Source organism: Pseudovibrio sp. Ad46 (assembly GCF_001623065.1).
GTDB lineage: Bacteria > Pseudomonadota > Alphaproteobacteria > Rhizobiales > Stappiaceae > Pseudovibrio.
In genome coordinates this window covers 243337-269303 of the sequence record NZ_LMCG01000068.1, presented here as the reverse complement: position 1 = coordinate 269303, position 25967 = coordinate 243337, and the positions used below count along the sequence as shown (strand labels likewise).

The 25967-nt window shown below is 50.9% G+C and carries 5 protein-coding genes; 2 read left to right on the top strand and 3 right to left on the bottom strand.

The features are described 5' to 3' along the window. Positions 1 to 708 precede the first annotated feature (708 nt). The gene (locus PsAD46_RS18355; RefSeq protein WP_084404461.1) at positions 709 to 1494 is read left to right on the top strand and encodes an alpha/beta fold hydrolase; all 786 of its coding nucleotides are present in this window, start codon (positions 709 to 711) and stop codon (positions 1492 to 1494) included. Between the two features lie 6 nt (positions 1495 to 1500). Further along, positions 1501 to 2268, top strand: coding sequence for a 4'-phosphopantetheinyl transferase superfamily protein (locus tag PsAD46_RS27715; protein ID WP_084404460.1), 768 nt, complete (start codon positions 1501 to 1503; stop codon positions 2266 to 2268). On the opposite strand, the gene PsAD46_RS18350 is transcribed toward PsAD46_RS27715, so the two are convergent. Genes PsAD46_RS18350 through PsAD46_RS18340 form a run of 3 tightly spaced genes read right to left on the bottom strand, consistent with a single transcriptional unit; the run spans position 2215 to position 25957 of the window. Continuing rightward, positions 2215 to 11430, bottom strand: a complete 9216-nt coding sequence (locus PsAD46_RS18350) for a non-ribosomal peptide synthetase (RefSeq protein ID WP_063307557.1) — start codon at positions 11428 to 11430, stop codon at positions 2215 to 2217. The genes PsAD46_RS27715 and PsAD46_RS18350 overlap by 54 nt on opposite strands. A gap of 8 nt (positions 11431 to 11438) precedes the next feature. Beyond that, positions 11439 to 15560: a non-ribosomal peptide synthetase gene (locus PsAD46_RS18345; RefSeq protein ID WP_063307556.1), complete on the bottom strand. Its 4122-nt coding sequence runs from the start codon at positions 15558 to 15560 to the stop codon at positions 11439 to 11441. After that, a complete protein-coding gene (locus PsAD46_RS18340; RefSeq protein ID WP_063307555.1) occupies positions 15557 to 25957 on the bottom strand; it encodes a non-ribosomal peptide synthetase in 10401 nt (3466 codons plus the stop codon). The genes PsAD46_RS18345 and PsAD46_RS18340 overlap by 4 nt, the downstream gene beginning before the upstream one ends. Positions 25958 to 25967 lie beyond the last annotated feature (10 nt).

Here is a 25967-nt window from a genome sequence, read left to right as displayed (position 1 = left end):
CAACTCCATTCCAGAGCCGCTTTGGGCTCAAAATGCCCCTTATCTTATCGGGCGCTTCACATAATCATATGCTGAGAAGAGCTCTTCAGAAAGAGACCGTAGTCTCATCTGCAAAGACTTGCGCAACTCTTAATTGAAGCACCCGAATGGCCGCAGTTGGCCCAATCTGTCTTAAATTTGATCAAAATCTCTGTCTGATGTGCGGTGGTGTTGACCGCAGATATTAAAATGAGTTTCCAGACCTATGATCTGCAGGAGAGGCGAGTATGATACTTTATTACTCGAATTTTGGTCTCTATGTTGAAGTTTGTGTTCCTCAGTATGATACTTTATTATTTGGAGCATATTTTGAGTTGGCGGATTTGTGCCAGTTTTCGTGCGTTTCAGTATGATATTTTATTACTCTCCAACAGGTTTTTGTCAATAAGTAATAAAGTTCCATACTGAAACCGCCGGCATTATGCTTGCTTTGCGAGCAGTGACCGGCGGTTTTTTCATGGCAGGTAAGAGTAAAGCATTTTCTGACGCCTAGTTTGCGAAGATGTGTCCAACTACCTTTGATGACAGACAAACCATTCGAGGCTACGTTTGTTTGTTGGTTCATCTGCAAATATCAAACTAATAAATCGCATAAGATAACCCACTCGACGTCACTTCAAAACAACGTAATAATCACCTCATTGAAATAGTTTATTGATGGACTACTAAATGAGTTGTCGATGGCTGTCCCAGTGGTTTGATACTACAGCAGATAAGTGCAAGCTGAACTTAGTCTGTCTGCCTCAGGCGGGAGGCGATACGAGCTTATATAACCGATGGAAAGCACCGCTAGGTGATCAGGTAAATGTGATGCCTGCTAAATTTCCAGGGCGAGGAACCCGGTTAAAAGAACCAGCAATCAATGCGATGGAAAGGGTTGTATTGCAGCTAGCGCTAGAGATTGAGAAGTTCGGCGGTGCGCCTTTTGCAATTTTGGGGTCAAGTATGGGGGGGTGGATTGCTTACGAGTTGGCGCTCCATCTTTTCAAGCAAAGCGGGCTGAAGCCAACGGCTCTTTTTGTGCTGGCATCGGCGTCTCCTTTTGCTCCAAGAACTCTACCGTTTCTTGATGGGTGTACTCGCGAGGAGATGGTTGATGAGCTCATCTCGTTTAATCCCGAGTTTGCTCAGATTGCACAACATGACGATCTTGTAGACTTGCTTTTACCTGCGATTATAGGTGACTTTGAACTCTGTGAGACTTACAGGCCGCGAGTTCCCTGGCAAATCGCGTCATCAATCTTTGCCTACGCAGGAACTAAGGATCAGATTGTGGAACCACATAAAGTGAAGGGATGGACGAAGTTGAGCTCTGAAACCGTTGCCGTTGATGAAGTTGAAGGCGGGCATTTTTTCATTGAGCATTCTCCAGCTAAAGTCCTTAATCAGATAAAAGACCATGCTGCAAACGTTGTTGGTCAGTTGCACCAGCCTTCATCCATAGAGCTCGCTTAAGATTTCATGCCTGTTTCATTTTCCGTCTTTGATGCTCAGCATTGGTTTTTGGCTGTGAAAGAGCAATGGCAACGTTGCTGTGAGCCAGGCAAAGTGATGCTTGTTTTGTTGCCATTGGAGTATCCATTTCCAATGGACCAAGCGTTAACCGCTGAAGAGAAAACAAGAGGTGCCCGGTTCAGGTTCTTGCGAGACCGGCGCGCGTTTGCCTTGGGTCGCTGGGGCGTTAGAACCATTCTGGGAGTGGATCAGCCGCCAATACCCTTTCTGCTGCAAGATGGTGGTAAGCCATACCTTTCAGGATACCCGACATTCAATGTGAGTCATTCAGGCGGTTTGGTTGCAGTCGCTTTTGCACATAATGCGCCCTTGGGTGTTGACATTGAACTCAAGCGACAAGGCAGCCAAATGACTGATTTGATGCCGCTTGTTTGTCATCCGATGGAGCGTTTACACATTGAATCAAGGAGTCCCAAGGAACGCGCAGCCATGTTTTATCGCTGTTGGACCCGGAAAGAAGCTATCTTAAAGGCAACAGGTGAAGGGCTGCGTGATGACCTCAGCTCACTTGACGTCAAGTTAGAGCAACAGCACCCCTGGATCACTTCAGAACCTCTTCCTTTGAAACTGCTGGATATTGAGGTCGGATGGGAAGGTTACAGCTGTAGCCTCGCAGTGGACCCCGGTATCACTAGTTTAGACATCCACTCCCCCTTCCAATTACGCCAACTCGAGTGTTTTGACCAAACCAGCAGTAGCCAATACGTGATCTAACGTTTCTCCTATGAGTATTGAATAGTGATCTGTTTCTACAATCTGCCAGTATTGTAAATCTGGCAGTAGTTTAACCCAGATCTCACGGGAGTTTGCTGTTGTATTTTGGGTTCCGTTCAACCCTTTGGCAGTTTCAGATGCCAAGAATACACTCGCCTGCCAAAAAGGCGTCGGACTCATTGTATGGTGCGCCATCGCTTCCAGATTGGCTTTCGTACAGCGAACAAGTTCTTCTTGATAGGACTGTCGTTCATGACTGTTCTCAACAAGGGGTCTTTTGTCTGGCCATTTCGCCTTCAGCTCCTTTAAGAAGATGATTTCGACTTCTTGCTCACTTATTTGCTTCAGGTTTTCGCCAGAGTTTGGTGCAGGCGGATCAATGAGCGTTAAGTTGCCGGGAGCTCTTTGTTGCTTCGAGAAGCAGAGTGCCATTTCTTGAGCAACCCATGAGCCGAATGACCAGCCGACCAAATGAATGCGCTTATTTGAAAGCCTTTCCGCTATGGCTTCAGCGTAAACCGCAGCTCTTTCTTTTAAACTGATTTTTGGTAGATCAGGATTTGTGAGGGCAGGATCGGCAATCACAGTGATCCCAATGTTGTCCGGGAGTTTTCCTGCCAGTTCGCGGTATGCTTCAACATCACCCCCGATTGGATGTATGAGAACAACAACTTCATCACCCTCACCAGAATGCCATTGATGCGGGGCAACCGCATCCGCCCAAGTGTTGTTTGGAGAAGAGGAGGTTGCCTTGTGCTGTTGTTCAACCAGATTCATAATCAGGTCTAAGGAAGTGTTCTTTGGGATTTGGGAGAGTAACACCTGAATGTCATAGTTTTCTAAGAGGCTAACGACGTCCAGAAGAGTAAGTGAATCCATACCTAAGTCATAGAGGCATTCATCAGGGGCAAACTGATCAAGTCCAAGCTGTTGCAGAAGAAGGGTTTCTATCTGATCGCGAATGAGTTTTAGTTTGTGTGTCTTGCTCGTTCGCGCATCAGATTTGATCTCGTTCCTGACCAGTGATCGATAGAAGTATCGAGCCTTTTCAACACCACAAGTGCTAACCAGCACTTGTGGTACAGTTGTATGAAATGCTCGAGAGAATGTGCGCAGGCCTTCTTTGTTGGATAGGCCAAGCGTCAGGTGTTTTTGATGTAGTTCATCTTGCGTATTGGAGTGGGTCGCCATCCCACTTTCGCTCCAGATATCCCAGTTGATGGTGGTTCTGATTGTGTCAGGGGTCACCGGATTGCTGTAATGCGCAAAGCTATCCATTAAGGCGTTGGAGGAAGCGTAGTCCAGTTGGCCAGCTCCCCCTAAAACAGCTGACATTGACGAGCAGTAGATAGCCCTCGTTGGCTTGAATACTTCAATGAAACGCTCAACAAAAATGCTTCCCTCATACTTTGCTAGCATCTTGTTGTAGACTTCTATCGGGTCACGGAAAGAAATCAGATTTCCTTTTCCAACTCCAGAGGCATGGACAACGCCTACAACAGGCATGTTTAATTTGGTGACACTCTCAAACGTCATAGGCCACGTGGCTGGCTTTCCTATGTCAGCCTGTATCAGGTGAATTCTTGTATCAAACTGCAGAAGTTCTTCTGGAATGCGCGGATTGCGGGAGATAATTGCGACATGAGCATGAGGATCAGCCAGTAGGCTCGTGCAAACTTGAGTTCCAATCGCTCCGCTGCCACCCGTCACCACGAAGAGAGCTGACGCATCCAGTTTAGTCAGTTCGGCAGTTTGGCCATTTTGAGAAAGAGGTAAGATCCTGCATTCCCAAACAAATCCATTACGCAAGGCAAGGCGTTGTGCCTTCATTTCTTCAAGTGAGAGTGCAAACGCAACCTCGGACCAAATGAAGCCTTGTTTTGTGTCTTCTAAATCCAGCCAGAGTGTCTGGATGTCAAACTCCTGAGGGATCACAGAAAGCGGACCAGCGAGTAGCCCGTGTAGCGGCTGAGCGACTGTACCATTCACCGGTGCAGCCTCGTAAGAGAGCAGGCATATTCTGGAGATCGTAAGCCCATATCTAGAGTGAGCCTGAAGCACATAAGTCAGGCTATCCAGACAAACCTTTTTTGCTTCCTGAAGGCTATCCAACTCATTTTGCTCGCCTTTGCAAGACAATGGAAGTGCATGAAGCCAGTCCAACTCTCCAAGGTTCATAAATGACAGGTGGCTCAGAAGGTCTTCAACGGAGTCCGTAGAAAACGGATCTACCGACAACTTGTCTGAATGAGCACCAGAAATACGTCCGTCATAACAAACAGGCACAACACGATGGTAGACGGCATCAAGTGCGGCAAAGTCATCAGAGACGTTGTTCGGGTCATATAGGACAACCGCTGTTTTTAATCTCTGCCCTGTTTGACAACTTCCAACGCGGCAGACTGGTTGCCAAACCATCTGGCTTAGCCATTGTTCCTCTGGCAGGCGTTTTGGAAGGTTTTCACTCGCCTTACTCTTGGCTGCTGGAAGCTCTAACACGTTGTATTGTTGAAGATTGAAGCAATAACCCGGCAAATCCCAAGGCGGCGGAGTACCTGCACTTTGTGACGCAATCTCTTTGCCTGCCAGCCAATCAGCAGCGGTTAGGCTGGCGGGATCGCAAACTCCTTTATTCTCATCACAGTAATGCGGGACGAATGATCCCAGAGCTTCAATTGTTTCTTCGACTTCATCACAATCGATAGCAAAACGCCATGGGTGTGCTCGCCTGCTTGATTGCAAATGTGAGAGAACCTGCTGAAATGAAGTTGGGTTATGTTCAAGATAATTCTTGATCTTTTCTGCCAAAGAAAAAAGCGCAGCCTTGGTATGTGCTGATAGAGCAAGGCATTTTGCAGCAGTGAATTGCTGAAGCCCATCTTCTGGAGCTTCTCCAATTACAACATGTGCGTTTGTGCCGCCAATTCCGAAACTGCTGACGCCTGCATAACGTGGACGTGTATCTTCCCATTTTTTGCTGTTGGTCGGGATATAGAACCCTTTTTGATCCAATCCAAGCTCTTGATTTGGCTGCTTAAATCCAAGGTTAGGGGGTACATAGCCGTGATAGATCGACAGTGCTGCGCGAATTAGTCCAAGGACGCCAGCCCCGGCACCTAAGTGGCCGATCTGGCTTTTGACAGATGAGAGTGCGCAGGATGCGTTGAGGAGATTGCCGTATGCAGATGAAAGGGCTTGTACTTCAATAGGATCACCCAGTTGTGTCCCTGTTCCGTGTGCTTCCACATATCCGACTTGATCACCCCTTACTCCTGCATTCGTAAGGGCTTGACGAATAACGCTTTCCTGCCCGGAAACTGAAGGTGAGGTATAACTCATTTTGGACCGACCATCGTTATTGATGGCTGATCCTTCGATAACAGCATAGATGCGATCACCGTCTGCTCGGGCGCGATCCAATGACTTCAACACCACCACCCCAACACCACTGGCGCCGATGGTGCCGCTGGCGTCTTTGCTGAACGGTGAGCAGTTGCCATCCTTGGAAAAGATGTGTTGAGACTGATACTTATAGCCCTCTGACATATCGGGATCTACAAGCACGCCTCCTGCGAGCATGACATCACATTCACCATTTCGGAGCATGCCTGCGGCTGTATGAATGCCAATCAGCGAGCTTCCACAGGCGGCTTGTAGTGTAATGGCAGGGCCTTTGAGGTCCAGCTGAAAGGCAACCTTGGTGGCGAGGAAGTCTTTCTCATGGTGCAAGGCCATTTGGAACTTGTCGGGAAGGGCGGTTGGAGGTTTGGAGCGAAGGGCTGCGTGATAGTAGGTTGTCTCACCACAGCTTGCTATAACACCGATGTTTTGGTTGGTGTTCAGTGGAGGAATGCCAGCATTTTCAAGAGCATGTACACAGCTCATCAGGAAATGTCGCTGCTGCGGATCCATGAGCGCTGCTTCCCGTGGGCTGATACCGAAGTACTCAGGATCGAACGACATCATTTCGCTCATCTGGCTTCGCGCACCAACGAAATCAGGGTTCTCCGGAGTGAAATGTTGGATTCCGCTTCGGTTCTCACGAACCATGGACCAGAACTCGGCCAGGTCGTCTGCGCCCGGAACACGTAGCGCCATACCGATTATAGCAACTTTATCCGCACTTTGGGCTGTCGATGATTTGCTAGTCCAAGGTTCTGATTCCGCTTTTCCTTCAAGATGTTCTGCCAGATCTGAAGGTGTCACATAACGAAACAGATCTGCGATACTGACTTTTTCTTCCAGTGCTTTATTGATATGCATTTGGTAGCGCATCAATTGCAGGGAAGAGCATCCGGCCTCGAAAAATGTTTGGTCCGCAGTGATGGATGCACCAGTGACATGTTCAAAAGCTGCAATGAGTTCATTTGTGCGTTGAATTGCGTTATTTGCGTTTATTTTGCGTTTTTTCCGTTCAATCTTGCGCCAGTCGCATTCAGTCAATGCTCTTTGATCTATCTTCCCACTTGGAGTGCGAGGCCACTTTTCAACCTGCCTGAATTCGTCAACCCGAATGTAGTCAGGAAGCTGTGTTGAAAGATAGTGATCAAGCTCATCTGCGTTGATGGTGTCTTCTCGCAGGCTGACATAGGCATGGAGTTTTTTATACTGGTCATCAAAGTCAACAGACGCCTGTTCGATGGCACCGTGATTTATCAGAGAGGCTTCCAACTGGCCGAGTTCAACGCGGTGACCTGAGATCTTCACCTGCTGGTCGTGACGCCCTTCATAGTTTACCTGTCCAAGTTCATCCAGAAAGCCCATGTCGCCGGTTTTATAATAGAGTTTTGAACCGCCAGTGCCACTATCTGGCTGGAGTATGACAAAGCGTTCTGCGTTCAGTTCTGCATTGTCTAAATAACAACGGTGAACCAGATTGCCGCCTATGAGAAGTTGGCCGCGTTCACCGGATGGAACCGGATGGAAGCTGTCATCCACGATGAGAATATCGGTGTTGTGAACAGGTGCGCCAATCGGTGGGCGGGTTGGCCAGTTTGCTGCTGGTCCGTGCATAGAGTGAGCGCAAACCACGTGCGTTTCCGTTGGGCCATAGTGATTATGCAAGGAGGCTTGGCGTAACTGCGTGAAAAACGCACGGAGGGCTTTGGTGCAATACAACTGCTCACCGGCCGTGATCACATTCTTCAAAGCACGGGGGAAAATGTTGAATGTTTGAGCAGCTTCGCAAAACAATTCCAGCGCCACAAAAGGCATAAAGATGCGTTGCAGATTATTGTCATGCATGTAGTTCAATAAGCACTGCATGTCCTGTCGCCAAAGAGGATCAATGACATGGAAGCACCCGCCCGAACAGAGCGTTGAAAAGATCTCCTGAAACGAAACATCGAAGGCTAACTTGGAGAACTGCATGGTGTGTTCTCCAGCGGGCAATCCTCCCTGTTGCTGTTGCCAGTGCAACAAATTGCAAAGTGTCTGGTTGTAGACATCAACCCCTTTGGGTTGACCAGTGGAGCCGGAGGTAAACAGGGTATACAAGGGCCTTTCGCGACCTGAAAATTTCAGAGGATGCTGATGATCGCGTGAATTTCTGAGTTCTTGCAAATCTACTGGGAGCGCGCGTAAGTCCTGGCGTTCAAGTGCAGAAGGTAAGGACGCCTGCGCTGCATGGAGGATCCCAACTGGTTGGGCTTGTGAAATCACATCCTCCAGCAGCTTTTGAGGATAGCTCAGGTCCACCGGAACGGCTGTTACGCCCAGTTTTGTCACTGCCAGAAGCGAGACTATGTAGTCTGGGGAAGCATCCATATAGAGTGCGACGCGCGCAGGTCCGGCAGGTTCTGTTGACCCAAAAATAGAGGACTGCATATAAGCAGCCAAAGTATCGGATAGCTCGTTCAACTCGTGATAGGTGAGAGTGTTTTCATCCCATGCGAGGGCAGGTGCATGCGGTGATAATGAGACTTGTTTTTGAAACCAGCTTGCGACCGTTGTGTATGGCAATGACTGGCTTGCACCTGTCACATGCGAAATGCGTTGTTGTGTGTTGAGTTGGAAGACGTTTGCTGCAGCCTCTTCAGTTTCCATATGATCCAAACCAGTGAACATGGTTTGTTCCAGCAGGTTGATAGCATCTTTGTCGAAGTAACTGAGATCATACTCCCAGTAGAACTGGTAGGTTTCAGCTTCATCAAGAACAGACAGGTAGAGCGGGCATTTGGGGGCAACATCTTCAGGGTAAGATAGCTGCGCGCCTTCTCCATTGAGCTTCAGCGTTTCGTAACGGGTGTTTTCGGTCGCAAACATAAACTCAAACGGAACGCCCGAAATACGCTTCCTTTTCTGGAGATGATCAACCACATGTTCGAAGGCAACATCCTGACAGGCAAGGACTTGTTTTGAAGCCTGAGTGAGGGTGCTTGTATTTTGTTGAATGGAGGCAGTTGGGTCGATTTTAACCAGAACCAACGCTGTGTTGGCGAACATTCCAACTGTTGCTTCAAACTCTGTTGTAAGCCGGTTCGCTACAGGGCTTGCAACTGTGAAACTCGTTCTACCCGTGTGCACATAAAGTGCATGGGCAAACAGCGCGTGAAAGACCTGATGAGGTGTTAGTGAAAGACGCTTTGCAATGGTCAGCAAATTTGCTCTGGTGGCTGCGTCAAGACGTGTCAAACGTGTTCGCCCCGCTGAAACACCTTGCTTTCCTTGAACGTGTCTCAGTACAGGTTTCCAGCATTCCTCCATCTCCGGCACGTCGTATAGCTTGAAGAGAGCATCCTTTTGCTTGTTGTAATGTTTAGTTTCCCATAGGTGCGACTGCCATTTTGCAAAATCTAATGGTGTCAGCCCAATTGGCTTTTGGTCCTGTCCTGTCTCGTCTGTTTCTGCCTGAAATGAACGGGAAAGATCTTCAAACAAGATGTTGAGTGACCAGCCGTCCAGAATGATGTGGTGCGCATGAAACAGAAGGACACTGCTGCCATTTGGTTGGTGGACCAGATGAAGTTGAAACAGGCATGGGTCCTCAAGATCAAATGGTTGAGTGAGGAGTTTGGTTTGCAGCTGTGAAATTGCTTCTTCTTCCAAGGTTCCGTGGAAGTGAAACGCCCCTGGATTGCTTTCAGCTACCCACTGCTGCACCCCATCATCGGTGGGATGGAAGCTGGTGCGTAGCGCTGGGTGTTTTTTGACCAGCTCATATGTTGCGTGACCCAAATTTTCGGCATTCAGATGACCTGAAAACCGAAAAATGAACGGTGTATTGTAGGATATGTCAGCAGGGTTCTTTTGTTGCTGTAGCCATAACCGCATTTGCTCCGAGGTTGCCTGCTCTTTTGCCAAACCTGATGGAGCAGGTGCAGGCGGTAAACTGTTGGCTTGCTCATTGTGCTCGCTAACAATCTCAGAAAGTTCAGCAAATGTCAGGTTTAGAAGCTGTGATGGCGCAACGCGGCAACCAAATATTGTGTTGAGTTGGTTAGATAAGCTGATTGCTTTGAGTGAATCGCCACCTGCGGTAAGCAGCGTCTCTTCACGGCTTAACTGCGCCACACTCAAAACCATCTCTGCAGTTTGCAGAATGCTGCTCAGAACGGTACTCTCCGAGGCATCACAGGAGGAAATACGACGGAATGGAGCAATCTCCATTTCTTGAAGGGCTTTTCGGTCGATCTTCCCGTTTGCATTCAGAGGTAACGAGCCAAGACAAAAGACCTTATGAGGACGCATATAATCTGGCAGGTAAGCAGAAAAATGGGCATCAAGCTCTTCATAATCAAGCTGCTCTTCACTCGCTAAGTAAGCATGCAACTCAAGCGGTTTGCCTTGTTCCTGAGCTGCTAAAACACAAGCCTGCTGTATTTTCGAATACTGCTGGATGCGCTGTTCGATTTCTTCAGGTTCTACGCGAAACCCGCGTACTTTGATCTGCCTGTCAACGCGGCCCACATACTCGACCAGACCTTGCGGATTGAGGCGGACCAGATCGCCAGTGCTATACCATTTTCCAGAGTTTGGAAGCTCTACAAACCTACGCTGTGTTTCCTCTGTTCTATTCAGATAACCATGAGCAACGCCTGCGCCGCCAAGATAGAGTTCCCCAGTTTCACCGATATTGGTGATCTCACCGTTTGATGACCTTAGCTGGCAGTCTGTACTGGCAATGGGACTGCCAATGGGAATGATGTCTGCATCAAAGTCCCGAGGAATTGCAAAGCACAAGGCAAAGGTTGCACACTCTGTCGGGCCATAGATATTGTATATCTGACAGGCGCTTTCAGGGTTTGCTGCATACCATTTCTCGACAGTTTTGGGGTTTAGCTGCTCGCCGCCAATGAGCAGATGCCCAAGCGATCCAAAGCAGGCAGGCCCGTGATCGACCATCGCATTGAACAGAGAGACTGTCATGAACATGGTTGAGATCGACTGCTGCTCCAGCTGCCGAGCAAAGCCTGCAAAATCGGAGAGTTCGTCACTGGAGAAAACGACACTACATCCGCCAGTTAAAAGCGGTACCCAAACATCAAAGCTGAGTGCATCAAACGCAGGGTTGGAAATATGCGCGTAGCGATCTCCGATATGCATGGGGACAAAGCGGGGCTGATGGGCAAGCCTCTCGATTGCTGAGAGAGGCACTTGAACGCCTTTGGGCGTCCCCGTTGTTCCAGATGTGTAAAACAAAAACGCAGTTTTCGCCAAAGGATAACGCGGGAGGTCGCCGCTATTCTCATGCAGGCTTTGTATGAGCAACTGGTCAGCATGAAGGATCTGATGCGCTTGTTGGGAAAATGGCGTGGATGCACTCGCCTCTGGCACGATGAGAAAACGTGTTTGGCTATCAGTTAAGATTGCTGTTTGCCGGTCTGGCGGGCTGGCGGCATCTAACGGGACAACCGTTGCTCCCGCTTTCAGTATCGCGAGCATGACAACTATGAGCTCTTGAGAGCGAGGCAAACAGACGGCAACCACATCGCCGTTTTTTACGTCGTGGCCTCTCAATGCTGAGGCTACTTGTGCGGAGCGTTCGTTGAGCTCTTTGTAGTTGAGGATACGATCATGATCCTGCACCGCGGCCAGTTCAGGAAAATGGTCCGCATAAAAGCTGATACTGTCTAATAACGAAGATTGGACGGGTCCCTGATCTCCAATTTCTAAATCATAAGAGCTCGAGGCTAAATATTCATGAGAAGTGTTGATAGTCATGTAAGCCTCTAAGCGTCTATCTGCATAGGAACGGCAGGAAAGGTGGTTTGCCGCTCAAATAATTGAAACTCATAGGAAATCGCTTTTTTGACACGCTGTATTTCTTCTGATTCAAGCAGTTCCCAGTGGTCCCCCCGAACCAGCCTTGTCATGAAGCCGCCTGTGGCTCTTTCAATCCAAAACTGACGCAGTTGATGCAGGAAGCCTTTGTTGAGTGAGCCAAGCGCCTGAATGAACACAACTCGCGCGTCCAATGGCTGGCAGTCATAATCCGGCACACAGGCCCGATTGTGATTGTAAACCTGATGGTAGCGCTTGATTTGCTCGTCATCGATGCCCGGATACATCCCGTTGAACTTCACCAGCTTGTCTCGAAACTCTGCAAGATCCACTGGTGCAAGGCTCTGGCGCTCATGCTCCTCAAACCCCTGAGTGTCCAGAAGAATGACGCTAACATTGTGATTGCCACGGGCTTTCAGAAGCCGGGCCATCTCATAGGCAACGTAGCCTCCAAACGACAGGCCGGTGAGGACAATCTTTTCATGTGCGATGTGTTCAATACGTTCCAGATAGGCGTTGGCCATGGCCATTATGGAGGGGAGAGTTTCCTCTCCCGAATTGAGGCCAGGTGATTGCAGACCATAAACGCCAATGTCATCAGCCAGGATCTTCGCAAGAGACAGATAGCAAAAGGCTGTCCCACCAGCAGGATGAACGCACACGACATGCTCGCCGTTTTGGCTTTCGCGGAACGTAATGAGGTTGTCGCGGGAGTTCTCTTCCGCAGCTCCGGTTCGTATCCAACTGGCAAGCGCCTCTACTGTCGGATTTAAAATGAATGTTTTGGGCGGGACTTGAATTTTGAACGTCTCACCAACCCGATGAGCCACCTTGATCGCTGCGATGGAAGAGCCGCCGACATGGAAGAAACTGTCGCTGATTCCAATGGAGGGATGGAGAAGCACTTCCTTCCAGATGTTATAGATCTGGAGCTCTATATGATCGCGTGGGCTTTCCTGATTGACCTTAAACACGGCCTCATGGGCCAGCACAGATGCCTTTAGGCTGGAATAATCAATCTTGCCGTTATTGGTGAGAGGAAGTGTTTCCAAATGCAGCAGAATATGAGGAAGCATGTAGTCCGGAAGTGCTTCTGCCAGATGATGACGAAGGTCACTTTCTACGAGGGGAGAACCGGCTGATGTGGTGTAGCAAAGTGCCAGTTGGGCGATACCACCCTCTTGCTGAACCACGAGCGCGGCACAGCTGCGGCATTCGGGATGTTGTCGGTGGACAGCTTCAATCTCTGACAGCTCGATACGAAAGCCGTTCAGCTTGATCTGGTTGTCTTTGCGGCCTGCAAAAACCAGCTGACCTTGTTCATCGTAGTAGGCAAGATCGCCGGTACGGTAGAGCTGTTCACTTGAGTCGAATGGGCTGGTACCGAACGCTGATGCTTGTTGCTGCGGGGCGTTAAGATAGCCAGAGGACAGGCCGACACCGCCGATACAAAGCTCGCCAACCAGTCCGATCGGGACAATCGACATGCTCTCATCAAGCAGGTAAGTCCTTGCGTTCGAAATGGGTTTGCCGATGGGAGCTGAAGGTTTGTCCAGATCTTCCGGCCTCACACTATGCCAGGTGCTATCTACGGTGCATTCAGTCGGGCCGTAAACATTATGCAGAGTCGCCCACGGCAGCTTGCTGGAAAACTTGCGCATAAGTGCACCGCTCAGCTCACCACCACCACAAAACACATTGCGCAGTTGGGTGCATTGGGCAGTCTCCGGTTCGTCAAGAAACAGATCCAGCATCGCGGGAACGAACTGGATACTGGTGATACCATGAGATGCACAGATCTTTGCCAGCTCTGCAGGAAAGGTGTGAGCATGAGGCGAAGCCAGCACCAGCGATCCGCCAGTGCATAACGGCCAGAAGAACTCCCAGATCGCCGCATCAAATCCCATCGGCGTCTTCTGCAACAGAGCATCACCGGGCTTGCCTGGAAATGTGCGCTTGGTCCACTCTATGAGGTTCACCAAACCCTTGTGTGTGAGCTTGGTGCCTTTGGGAACGCCAGTGGTCCCAGATGTATAGATGATATAGGCAAGATTCTCGGTGCTTATGCCGTTAGCTGGCAAATTATCAGTGCCGCAGGATTGAGTGATTTCGGCTCGTTGCTCTGTATCCAGCGACAGCACTTCAACGTCACAAAGGCTCTTGAGTCTGGCGGCCGCTTCCGATGCCTCTGTATGGGTGAGGATCAGATTGGTCTGACTGTCTTGCACCACATATTCAAGACGCTTGATTGGCAGTCCGGACTCCAACGGAATGAAGTGACCACCCGCCTTGAGCACAGCAAGCATGGCTATCATCAACTCGCTGGACCGCTCAAAGACCAAGCCTACTGGACTTCCCTTTGCAACACCAAGCTCCTTCAGATGACGGGCTAGCTGATTTGCTTTGGTGTTGAGATTGGCGTAGCTCCACACGTCTTCGCCGTACACGAGTGCAGGTGCTTTGGGTGAATGCTCGCATTGAGCCTCAAATGCTTTGTGAATGCATGTGGAACTTAACGCATGCTGCGCTCCGTGAGGCCATACTTGTGTTAACAGACCTCTTTCTTCGGGTGTGATGTAATCAAACGCACTGATATGCACTTCAGGTGCTTTGACAGCGTTTGAGAGGAAGCAGGTGAGGTGACTGGCCATTCGCGCGATGCGGGAGTGCGTAAACAGATCTTTGTTGTACTCAAAGCCAAGGTTAAACGTGGAGCCTCGTTCAAATACTTCCAGTGTGATATCGAACTTTGCTGTCTGGCTGTCTGTTGCCAGTGTTTCGATTTCAACACCATCCATTTGAGTCGATCCCCCCGGCAGGTTCTGATAAATCAGCATGACCTGAAACAGAGGCGAATGGGCTGGTGAGCGTTCCGGATTTACAGCTTCGACTACTTTCTCAAAAGGCAGATCCTGATTGTCCAGCGCTTCCAGAATGGCCGTTTGCGACTGCGTTACCAGCTCAGCAAAGGTGCTTGTGGCCGTGACATGCGTTTTGAGTGCGAGCGTGTTGATGAAGTGCCCGATTAAAGGCTCCAGCTCTGCCAGATGGCGGTTGGCAAAAGAGGTGCCAATGCAGATGTCTTCCTGTTTGCTGTAGCGCCATAAGAGGGCGGCAAATCCGGCCAGATAGAGCGCAAATGGCGTGATTGAACGCTTTTTGCAAAAAAGTCGCAGGCGGTCACTCAAGTTATCATCAAGCGTGAGTTCAAAGTGAGCACCGTTATGTGTCTGTTCTGCCGGGCGAGGGAAATCCGTGGGTAGCTCAAGTAAGTCTGGCAGGTTCTCAAGCTTGTCAGTCCAATACTGGATCTGTTGCTGCTCTCTGGACGAATTGCGCTCGGTTTTATGATGCTGCACATAATCGGCGTACTGCATGGACAGAGGGGGAAGGTCAGGCGAGATGCCCTTATGATAAGCGTTGTAATGAGCGGTAACTTCGTTGAAAAACAACCCGATAGACCAGCCATCAGCGGCAATGTGGTGCAGGTTTACGAGCCATACGTGTTCTTCATCTGCAAGCTTTATGTAACTTGAGCGCAAGAGCGGGCCGCGCTCTAAATCAAACGGTTGGCTTGCCTCATGCTGGACCCGTTCATTGAGCGCCTCCACCTGTTTTTCGTCATTCAGATGGCAAAGGTTCAAGAGGTCAAAGGGCAGCTCAGCAGGTTCTGGAAAAGTTTGTGTAGGCGTTCCGTTGCTTGTGCTGAACCTCGCTCGGAGCATGTCGTGACGCGCAACAACAGAATTTACGGCGCGGTGCAGAGTTTCCAGCTCGAGCATTCCGGAAACTTTGAGCGCTACGGGGTTATTGTAGAACGGACTCTCTGGCTCCAATTGATGCAAGAACCACAAATGGCGTTGTGATGGTGAAAGAGGTACTTCTTCAGTCAGTCTTTCTGATGCATGTTGTTGCAGCAGATGAATCAGCTCTGACTTTTCTGCTTTCAGAGCGGCGGCGAGATCAGCTCCCAGAAACCCCTTTGGCGCTGTGAAACGAAGCTTTTCTCCATCAGTCTGGAGGCTCACATTGTGTTGGGCAAAATAATCAAGCAGTTGTTGAGCTTTCATATTTCAAACTCCTCCATTTCATCTTCTTCCATTGAGGAGGCAAGCGCAGTCCCGAAGGTCTCTATGGTGTGTTGCCGGTTTTGCTCACTGGTGGGTGCGCCGCCGATCATGGAATAGATGAGCTTATGCGTAGGCCCCAACCGGAACAGCTCTGTCAAAACCGTCTCATCTATGGAGCCGATGCCGCACAGCCCTAATCTCGCTTCATGGGCACGCATGGTCAACAGCTGTGCCATTGCGCCTGTTTCGATCAACCAGAACTGCTCGCTCATCTCGCCATAAAGGGGCTCGATTGCCTGCCGCTCGGCGATGAAGAAAAGCGCGAAGGCAGCCTCTTCAAAAACTGGCCGGTTCACGAAATAATCATAGGCATCCGGGGGCAGTGCCTTGCCATCTGCCGTCGAAATCAGAGCGTGTTTTTCAGGATCGTAATAATAGGCCCCACCTTCCAGGCCCAACACACGACCGGGTTTGATGTAAAGGTAGGTTTGCACCGGATAGAGCCCCCCGGCGCTTGCAAACAAGTGCTTTGGTGCCTCTTGGTTCTGATTACGCCGTAATGCAGAGAGGAGGGCTTCTAATCGGGTTTTGGGGACAGGATCCAAAATGAACTGACGTACCGACCGGTAGGCGTCAAATTCGTCGAACTCAAGAGAGCTGGAGTGTTCCAACTGATGCACGCCATGTTGCTGATCAAACTTGCGCAACCCAACATTTTGGTCTTTGAAAGACTGTCGTTGCAGCGGGTCCTCAAGAGTGGCAATTGCGGAATTTGTTGCAGCAGGTTGCGCTTCTTCCGCCACCTGACCAAACTGCTCCCGATACATGGCAAGGAGCGTTGCAAGGCTTGGGCTGCCCATAAACTTTGCAAGTGGTGGGCGGAACGAGAGTGTGCTCGACAACGCGTTTGAAATGCGCGTGATATCGATAGAGGTCGCTCCCAGCTGCAGTAAATTATCCTCGGGTGTGACGTGATCCAGTTTCAAGATCTGAGAGATAATCTCGTGGATTTTCTCTTCCTGTTCCCCTTGCGGTTCGAAGCTATGCTCAGCTTGTATCTCACTGCGCGGTTCCGGCAGTTGCTTCCGGTCAATTTTACCGTTTGCAGAAATCGGGAGGTGCTCAATCTCAAGGAGAGCAGAGGGAACCATGTAGTGGGGCAGGTGGGCGCGTAAATGATCCAGAAGGGCGTCAATCTCGACACCGCGCTCTTCCGGAACCACATAGCCAACGAGTTGCTTATCGCCTTGTGCCTCGCCAAACATCTTAAAGACTGAGGCTTTTACGTCTTTATGGGCATTGAGCACCGTTTCGATCTCACCAAGCTCGATGCGGAAACCTTGCACCTTGACCTGAGTATCCACGCGCCCAAGAAACTCTATGTTTCCATCTGGCATATAGCGCCCCAAATCGCCGGTACGGTACAAGCGTTCGCCGGTTTTGGGGTGGGTGATGAAACGATGGTTGGTTTGCTCTTCGTCCCGCCAATAACCTTTCGCAAGTCCAATGCCACCGATGTACAGTTCACCAGTGACCCAGCAAGGGCGAGGGGTCAGCGCTTCATCCAGAACATAAAATTGCTGGTTGTCGAGCGCTTTGCCGTAGGGGATGCTCTTCCAATGTGGCGCGATATCCTGAACAGAGAAACAGATGGACCAAATGGAGGCTTCAGTTGCTCCACCCAAAGACAAGACACGTGCGTTCGGGGCGAGCGCACGCACCCGCTTGGGCAGTGAAAGTGGAATCCAGTCACCAGACAACATCACTTGACGCAAATGCGAGCCGAGAACTTTGTAGTCGCTTTGAGCATAATCTGTCAGCACACCAAGCAAAGCTGGTGCAGAATTCCAGATCGTGACCTTGTGACGAATGAGGCACTCCAGCCAATGGGCAGGGTCTTTTGCCTCACCCTCATTGGGCAATACTAAGGAACCACCTGCCGCCAGCAATCCAAAAATATCATAGACTGAGAGATCAAAGCCCAATGCAGAGATGGCAAACACACGATCTTCTGGCTGCACGTTTAGACGGTGGTTGATATCAAGGAGCGTGTTAACTGCTCCGCGATGATCGATCATGACCCCCTTGGGTTCCCCGGTGGAACCGGAAGTGAAGATCACATATGCAAGGTCATCTGGCTGTGTATCAATTACCTGCAGCTTCTCATCGCTTAAAGCATTCAGTTCACTACCCACATCAACCGTTTGAGCAAACGCAGGAAGTCCCTTGCGCTTGTCACTCTGGCTTGTCTTAACGCATACGAGCCTGGACCTGGTCCGTTGCAAAATACCTTCAATGCGATTGGCTGGCAGATCCGGGTCGATTGGAAGATATGCGCCCCCTGCATATAGGATGGCGAGGGTGGCAACACTCTGTTCCCAACCGGTCCGCATCTGAATGGCAACCAGATCACCTTTTGCCAGACCCTTCTGTTGAAGGAGAGTGGCAAGATTACGGGCACGCTGGCGGATTTGTTTGTAAGATAGAACCAGATCGCCGCAGATCACGGCAGGAGCAGTTGGTGTTTTGACCGCTTGTTCTTCAAACAGCTCATATATCAATGGCCAATGTTGTGACAGCGCGCGCTCAGCGTTCCAGACAGGAAAGTGCTGGGGGACTTGCTGTTGCCAGTGATCAGAGGTGACCAACTCTTCAAGCAGAGCACAATAGGCATCAAACATGTCCTGCATCATGCCCTCTGGAAACAGCTCGTCTATGCTGTCCCAGTTGAAATGTAGCTCGCCATCAATCTCCATGATGGTGTGATCGAGCCACACCTGCGGTGTTTGGGTGATGGTATGTACATTTTGAGCGTCCAATGCGGAGGAAAGCGTAATTTCCTCCTGATCCGGGATCATCTCCACAAGGGTGCTGTTGAAGACGATGGGCATTCCCGTTTGCTGCTCACCACGCAGGCGCGTGAGTTCCCGCAGAACCCGCACACCACTGACTTCGCTATGATCCATATCCTTCCAGAGTTGGCGCTGGACTGCTTTTGCATTGTCAGAAAAGCTCATTGCTGGGTCCGAGCCAACTTCCAGCAAAACAATAGACGTGAAGTCGCCGATAAGGCGGTTGATATGGGGGTGGAGCGGTTGGCGATTGAACACAGGTAAGCTGAGCGTGAACCGGGACGACTGGCTCCATTTAGCCAGCACCTGCGCAAAGGCTGTCAGCAGACAGCCGGAGGGGGTGACACCATACTTTCGTGCCTTTGCTTTGATCGTTGACCATTTGGCCTCTTCCAAAACAAGTTGTCTGCGTGTGAACCGGGGATTGCTGATGTTCTCTGGCTGTTTTGCAAGTGGCAGTTCCGGTGCTGCAGCGAGAGCCGACAAGCGGTCTTGCCAGTACTTCAGAGAAATCGCATAGCGGGAGTCATCCCGCATCGCCAGTTCCTGCACCACATAGTCGCGGAACGTGATTTCAATCCTCGGAAGTTCTGCCTGCGGGTCCTCATAGAAGGCAGCCAGTTCGCGTGAGAAAATCTGGCTGCTGGCTGCATCCACGATTAACGCATCCATGGAAATGTGTAGCCGGGTTATCTCATTCTCAAGCTGCACGGCCCGGAACTCGAAAAGCGGCCATGTTCCCGCATCCAGAACCTGATGCGACATGGCATCCCGGTTTCTTGAGATGATGCGCTCCACGACACGTTCACTACGACCACGGGCATCGTCAGTTTGAATGATGTATTCAGGAACATCCTCCAATATGCGCTGGGTTCCATCGCTGGCAAAAACAGCTCGCAGCATATCGTGTCGAAGGATCAGCCTGTTCAAAGCAGCGTTGAATCTCTCAAGATCAAGGTGAGGGATCTCAATTTCCTCATAAGCATGAGCGCTGACGCCGCCCAGCCCTAAACTGTCATCCCTGCCAACCCAGTAAGCCTGCTGGATGTCCGTGAGTGGAAATGGTTCATACCGGTTTGCTTCATCTGCATGGATTTGCAGCGCTGAGTGTTCTGCCTTGCCGGTGTTGGTATTGGCCGAGGCAGCCAGATCAACAAGTGTCGGGTTTTCAATAAGATCACTGAGGGACAGGCCGAGTGACAGCTCTTTGTTTATTGCATGGATCAGGCGGGTCGCCAGCAAAGAATGCCCGCCAAGATCAAAGAAGTTGTCGGTACGGCCAACCTGTTCCACCTTGAGAACCACCTGCCAAATCTGAGCAATATCTGCTTCAAGCCCGGGCAGTGGCGCTTTATAGTCTGTACTCCCTGTACGGACAGCAGATGGCAAAGCTCTTCGATCCAGCTTGCCGTTCCGGGTGATGGGCAACTCCTCCAGAGGCATCCAGTCCGTTGGGATCATGTAGTCCGGCAAGTGAGCTTTCAGCTCTGCCCGCAATGTGTCAGCGGGTCTTGTGCCGACGAAGTAACAGACGAGCCGGGCATGCTCAGGGTCTGCTTGCTTGTCCAAAATCACGGCGGCTTCCAGAATGCCATCCATCTGTAAGATGCAGTTCGTGATCTCCATCGGCTCAATCCGGAACCCACGGAATTTCACCTGATCATCTGCACGGCCATGGAAGGCAAGGCTGCCATCTGGCAGGTAGGCCGCCAAATCACCGGTACGATAAAAGCGTTGCGCGCCTTGAGAGGCAAACGAGTGCGTAACAAATCGTTCTGCGGTTAGTTCTTCCTGACCAAAGTAACCCAAAGCCAGATTGTCTCCGCACACATACAGCTCTCCAATTGTTCCGGGAGGCACCGGACGCATGCTCTCATCCAGAAGAAACACACTGGTGTTCTCCATGGGCTTGCCGATGGGCGGGGAGGCTGGCCAATCCTCCATGCGCGCACAATCCAGAACGTGCTGGGTCACCACATGGGTTTCAGTGGGGCCGTATTGGTTGTAAAAATAGCGCCCTCCCAGTGCTTTAAGGAGTTGCCGCAGGCTGTCATTGACCAGCAGTGCCTCGCCAGCGGTGATCACTTCACAAGCAGGGCCATCCGGCAGCTGTTCTGCCTCAAAAAGTCCTGCCATCTGTTGCAGTACTGCAAAGGGCAAGTGGGCGCGTTCAACGCTGTTGGACTTGATGAAGCCTGCGAGGTTGCCGATGTCTTTGCGCTGGTCATCACTCAGCAACACAAGGCTTGCGCCCTGACACAACGTGCAGAAAATCTCCTGAAAGGCCACATCAAAGTTGAGGGAGGCAAATTGGAGAATGCGCGAGGGGGCTCTTTCTGCCGGAACCTGTTTAAGTTGCCAGTTGACCAGATTGCGCAGGGTGCGGTGGGTCTGCACCACGCCTTTTGGTTTGCCTGTAGACCCGGAGGTGTAAAGGACATAGGCCGCGTCAAGAGGGGCAGGGGTAAACCCCACATTCTCCGCCGAAATATGTTGGCCCTTTTGTGCAAGCTCCGCAAGAGTGACTGTTGAACTTGCAAATTCGATTGGCAGTTTGGGCTTTAACGCTTCTGTGGTTATGACGAGATCCGGCTTAACATCCTGCAAGATGGCCTGATGGCGGGCCTCGGGATAAGCTGGATCCAGCGGCACGACAACAGCTCCTGCCTTGAAGATACCCAGCAGTGCGATGATCATTTCGGGTGACCGGTCCATACAAAGCGCGATGTTTGCCCGTGTACGAATGCCTTCCTGCACAAGTGCATTGGCAAACCGATTAGCGCGTGTGCTCAACTCGTCGTAACTAAGTTTCGCTTGTCCAAAGATCAGAGCTGTGGCTGTTGGCGCGCGCGCAGCGTGTTCTTCAATGCGCCTGCTGATGCATTCAAACTCAGGGTAGGGCACAGAGGGCTGTTGCCATGCGTGCAGCGCCAGCATCTGTTCCTTTTCGCTCAACAGACTTATTGAGCGGACCTCCGTACCCATGTCCTCCACCATTTGGGTGAGAACATGCTCGAAGTACTTTGCAATGCGAGTGACGGTCTCTGGCTCAAACAGGTCGCTTGCAAACTCGATCGCGCCTTTCAGCTGGCCGTCTCTTTCCTGAAGCGACAACAGCAGATCAAACTTGGCACCGCCATGGTGGTGAGGAAGAACATCAACAGAAAGGCCGGGAAGCTCGAACCGGTCGTTGTTCTCTCCCTCCCAGGCAAACATCACCTGAAACAAGGGGGAATGCGCAAGACTTCGCGGCGGGTTGATATGCTCAATCACCTGTTCGAAGGGAAGGTCCTGATTTTGTTGGGCTTCTAAAACAGTGGTCTGCACCTGAGACAGGTACTCTTTCAAGGTAAGGCTTTCATTGGCCTCCACCCGCAAGGCCAGTGTGTTGGCGAAGAAACCAATCATGTTGTCGAGTTGTGAATGATCTCTGTTGGCGACCGGACTGCCAACAACGACATCTTTCTGACCTGAAAGCTTGGCCAGAGTCAGCACCCACATCCCAAGAAGACTGGTAAACAACGTGTTCCGATTGGATGCAGCAAGCTCCTTCACCTTCTGAGTTAAGGATGGCTCCAGACTCAACGGGATTGCGGTGCCTTTGAAGGATTGACGCTTTGGTCTTGGATGATCTGTTGGCAGCTCCAGCAGTACAGGTGCATCTTTGAGCCTGGACTTCCAATAGTGCTTTTGCTGGTCCCATGAGCCATTCTTCAACTCATTGCTCTGCCACTGCGCGAAGTCTGCATATTGGATTTGCAAATCGGGGAGCTTGGTATCCTGATGTTGGGACAGAGCAGAATAAAGCACACTCAGTTCCCTGCTGAAGATACCCATGGACCAGGCATCTGAAATGCTGTGGTGCATAACAATCACCAGCACATGATGGTTCTCGTCACAGTGCAAAAGATCCGCACGAAACAGCGGACCCGCCTCCAAGTCAAAGGGGACAGAGATCAAACGGGCGGCATGATCCTGTAACGTCTCATTCGCAGGTACTTGCGTAATCGCCCCCATCCGCCAAACATTTGCTGGCTGAATGTCCTGATAGGCGGTCCCGTTCTTTTGGCTGAAACACGTGCGCAAAGCCTCGTGCCGTGCAACGATTTTCTCAACTGCTTGAGACAGCGCTGGGGCGTCCAACTTACCCTTCAGTTCCAGAACCAATGGCATGTGGTAGGCTTCGCTCTGGCCCTCCATTTCTGCCAGATACCATAAGCGTTGCTGAGAGGAGGAAAGCGGCAAGTTCTGTGTTCTATCTGCGGGCTCAATCTGTCTTTTTGTCGTGCGTGTCTGGCTGTCTATTGCCTCAGCAAGAGAGGCCAGCGTTGGGGCAGTGAAAACAATTGTTGCCGGGACTTCGACGGCAGTTGCTTCACGGATACGTTGAGCTAACCGTACTGCAAGCAGAGAATGGCCGCCCAGAGCAAAAAAGTTATCGTTGCGCCCAATACTGGCGACACCGAGTACATCGCACCAGATCTGGCTTAGTTCCGTTTCTCTGCCTGCTCGTAGAGGCTCAAACTCTGTTTGTGAGAGCGTGGATAGATCAAAGTCCGGGAGGGCTTTCAGATCGACTTTGCCATTGGGAGTGAGTGGTACCTTGTCGATGACGGTGATCCCGGCAGGAACCATGAAGTGTGGGAGTTTATGCCTCAAGCTTGCTTTCAGTGCCTGAGGAACTTCAGGCCCCTCATCATCCGCAAGGACGACATAGGCGAGAAGCTGTTCGCCGCTGGTGTGAGGCCTTACAACACAAATGGCTGATGTGACGCGTTCATCTGCTTCAAGAGCAGTTTCAACCTCACCAAGCTCGACGCGAAAACCGCGGAGTTTTGCCTGCCGGTCATTCCGCCCTAAAAACTCGAGTGTCCCATCACGTAGCTGACGGCCTAAATCTCCTGTTTTGAAGATCTTCAGGCCATCACCAATTGATACATCGGTAAACTTTTGCTTCGTGAGTTCGGGTGCGTTCCAATAGCCACGTGCCAAACCTGATCCGGCAATACAGATTTCGCCAACAACCCCTTCGGGAACAGGTTTGCTGGAAGTGTCCAAAAGCAAGACCTGATAATTTTTGAGCGCAGTGCCGAGGCTCAGAGTAGTGTTCGGAGAAAACTCCTCTGATAAGCTGAGTGCGAGGCAATCAATGGCGGTTTCGGTCAAGCCGTAAGCATGAATAATGTGCGCTGTAGGCCCGAAGGCCTTTCGTGCTTCGCAAGCACCTTTGGAGGACCAACGGTCTGAACCGCACACGACAGTTTTGAGGCTGGTTGACTGTTTTCCAATCGTCTGCACGTGTGCTGTGAGATTGTCCAAAACTGCTGGAACAAAATCACCGAATGTTATCTGATGGTGCTCAATCTTGGTGAGAAGGGCGGTACTGTCTACCAGCTCGTCCTGATCCACCAGGACAAGCCTGCCTCCAAAAGTGAGGGCGCGGACAAGGTCTGCGGTGAAAACATCAAACGAAAGACTCGCCATCTGCAAAACACATGGTGGTTCTTTGAAGTCGTAAAGGCTGCTCCATGCGTCCCTGATAGTCCAGATCGCACGATGATCGACCATGACGCCTTTGGGTTGTCCTGTCGATCCGGACGTGTAGATGATATAGGCCAGTTGGTCAGGCGTGACTTGAACATCTAAATCGCGGTCATCCTGAGAAGTCCATTCATCTCTTCTCCTCTCAATATTAATAGTCTGGGCAGACAGCTTGGTGAGTTGATCCAACTGCTCCTGACCACGCGTATCAGCCAGAATGGTTTTGGGTTGGCAATCTTGTACAAGCGTGTTGATCCGCTCAGGGGGATAGTCCGCATCAATTGGAATGTAGGCAGCGCCAGTTTTCAGGACAGCAAGCAAGGCGATAACTGCGTCTGCGGATTTACGCATGCACACCGCAATCCGGTCCTGACTTGCAACGCCGTTAGAACGCAGGTATCTGGCGAGCTTGTTGGCCTGACCGTTCAGTTGAGAATAAGTGAGTTCGATCTCATTGCTGATCAATGCAACCCGATCGCCGTGGGCCGCAGCGGCCTCCTCAAACGGCAGATGGATGGCGCTTGCTGCCGGTACATCCATAGATGCAAGACGGGAAGCTTCTAATGTTGCTGTATGTGTGGCTGCATCCATAAGGGGCAGTTCGGCGACAGCCTGTTCCGGGTCTGCGCAAATGGCTTTCACTGCCTGTAACACATAACCTGCAAGCCGAACTATGGTTTGGCGGTCAAACAGAGCTGTCGCGTATTCCAGGCCGCCGGAGATGTTTGAGCCATTGTCCACCAGCTCAAGTGTAATATCGAACTGGGAGGCGGTGCGAGGCAGCTGTACAGTCTCCAATTCCAACCCAGCGAAATGGGCTGTTCCACCCTCTGTGTTTTGCCATGCGAACATGACCTGGAAAAGTGGTGTGTAGGATAAGGACCGTTGAGGACTGAGCGCTTCCACCACCTGCTCGAAAGGGAGAGACTGATTATCCTGACTGTCGAGGAACATGCCTCGCATCTGGGTGAGCAGCTGGCTTACAGTGGGATTTTCGCTCAAATCAAAGCGCAAAGCCTGTGTGTTCACGAACAGGCCCACCATCTCTTCCAGCTCTTTGCGGACACGGTTGGCAGATGGGGTGCCAATGACCAGATCGTCTTGTCCAGACAAACGGGAAAGCACAATTGCGTAAGCGCTCATGAGCACCAAGTAAGGGGTGGAGCCCGTGCTGCGCGCCAATTGGCGCAACTTTTCACTCAACTCAGGGCCTAACTCCAACGGCAGAAGTTCACCCGCAAAATTTTGCTGAGCAGGTCGCCGCCGGTCCGTTGGCAACAGCAAACGCTCGGTTGCACCGGCAAGCGTTTCTTTCCAATAAGTCTTCTGCTCATCAAATTTTTTGAGCTGCTCCGGCTGTTTCTGCCATACGGCATAATCGGCGTATGTAAGATCGGGCGTTTCCCGCTCGATTGGTGTTCCTGCCTCTACCAGATGAGAGTAGTTTTCACCTAACTCTTTGAGGAGGAGGCCGTTGGACCACCCATCGGAAATGATGTGATGCAATGCCAGCAGCAACACGTGATGCGTCTCGTTGATCCGGATAAGACAACAGCGAGCCAACGGTCCTTGCAGCAGATCGAACGACCGTGTGCTCTCCTCTTCTGCCAAACGGCAGATCTCTGTTTCTGGGTCGCTATCGACCTCAATTTTGAGCAAGCGAAGGGGAAAGCCACAGGTACGGGGTGAGAAGCTTTGAGACAGCTTCCCGTTATCATCTGTAATGACTGTACGCAGGCCTTCATGACGGTCCATCAGCTGGTCTAGCGCGCTTTGCAGGTATGTCACGTTTAACTCACCACGAAGGCGCAAGCCAAGGGCCAGATGATAGGCTGAATTGATGCCTTCCATGCGAGAGAGGAACCAGAGCCTCTCTTGCGCAAAAGACAGAGGCAGGGGGTCTTGATCACGCGGAGCTGCCTTGAGCGCGCTGCGTTGACGCATCTTCAAAAGCTGCTCTGGTGTGAGAGAGCGACGTTTGCGCTTGTTTAATTCGTCCTGCATGATTCCTCCC

Excerpts from the sequence above, each read along its gene's own strand:
- PsAD46_RS18355 (WP_084404461.1), top strand. The coding sequence starts at position 709 with ATGAGTTGTCGATGGCTGTCCCAGTGGTTTGATACTACAGCAGATAAG.
- PsAD46_RS18340 (WP_063307555.1), bottom strand. The coding sequence starts at position 25,957 with ATGCAGGACGAATTAAACAAGCGCAAACGTCGCTCTCTCACACCAGAG.
- PsAD46_RS27715 (WP_084404460.1), top strand. The coding sequence starts at position 1,501 with ATGCCTGTTTCATTTTCCGTCTTTGATGCTCAGCATTGGTTTTTGGCT.
- PsAD46_RS18345 (WP_063307556.1), bottom strand. The coding sequence starts at position 15,560 with ATGAAAGCTCAACAACTGCTTGATTATTTTGCCCAACACAATGTGAGC.
- PsAD46_RS18350 (WP_063307557.1), bottom strand. The coding sequence starts at position 11,430 with ATGACTATCAACACTTCTCATGAATATTTAGCCTCGAGCTCTTATGAT.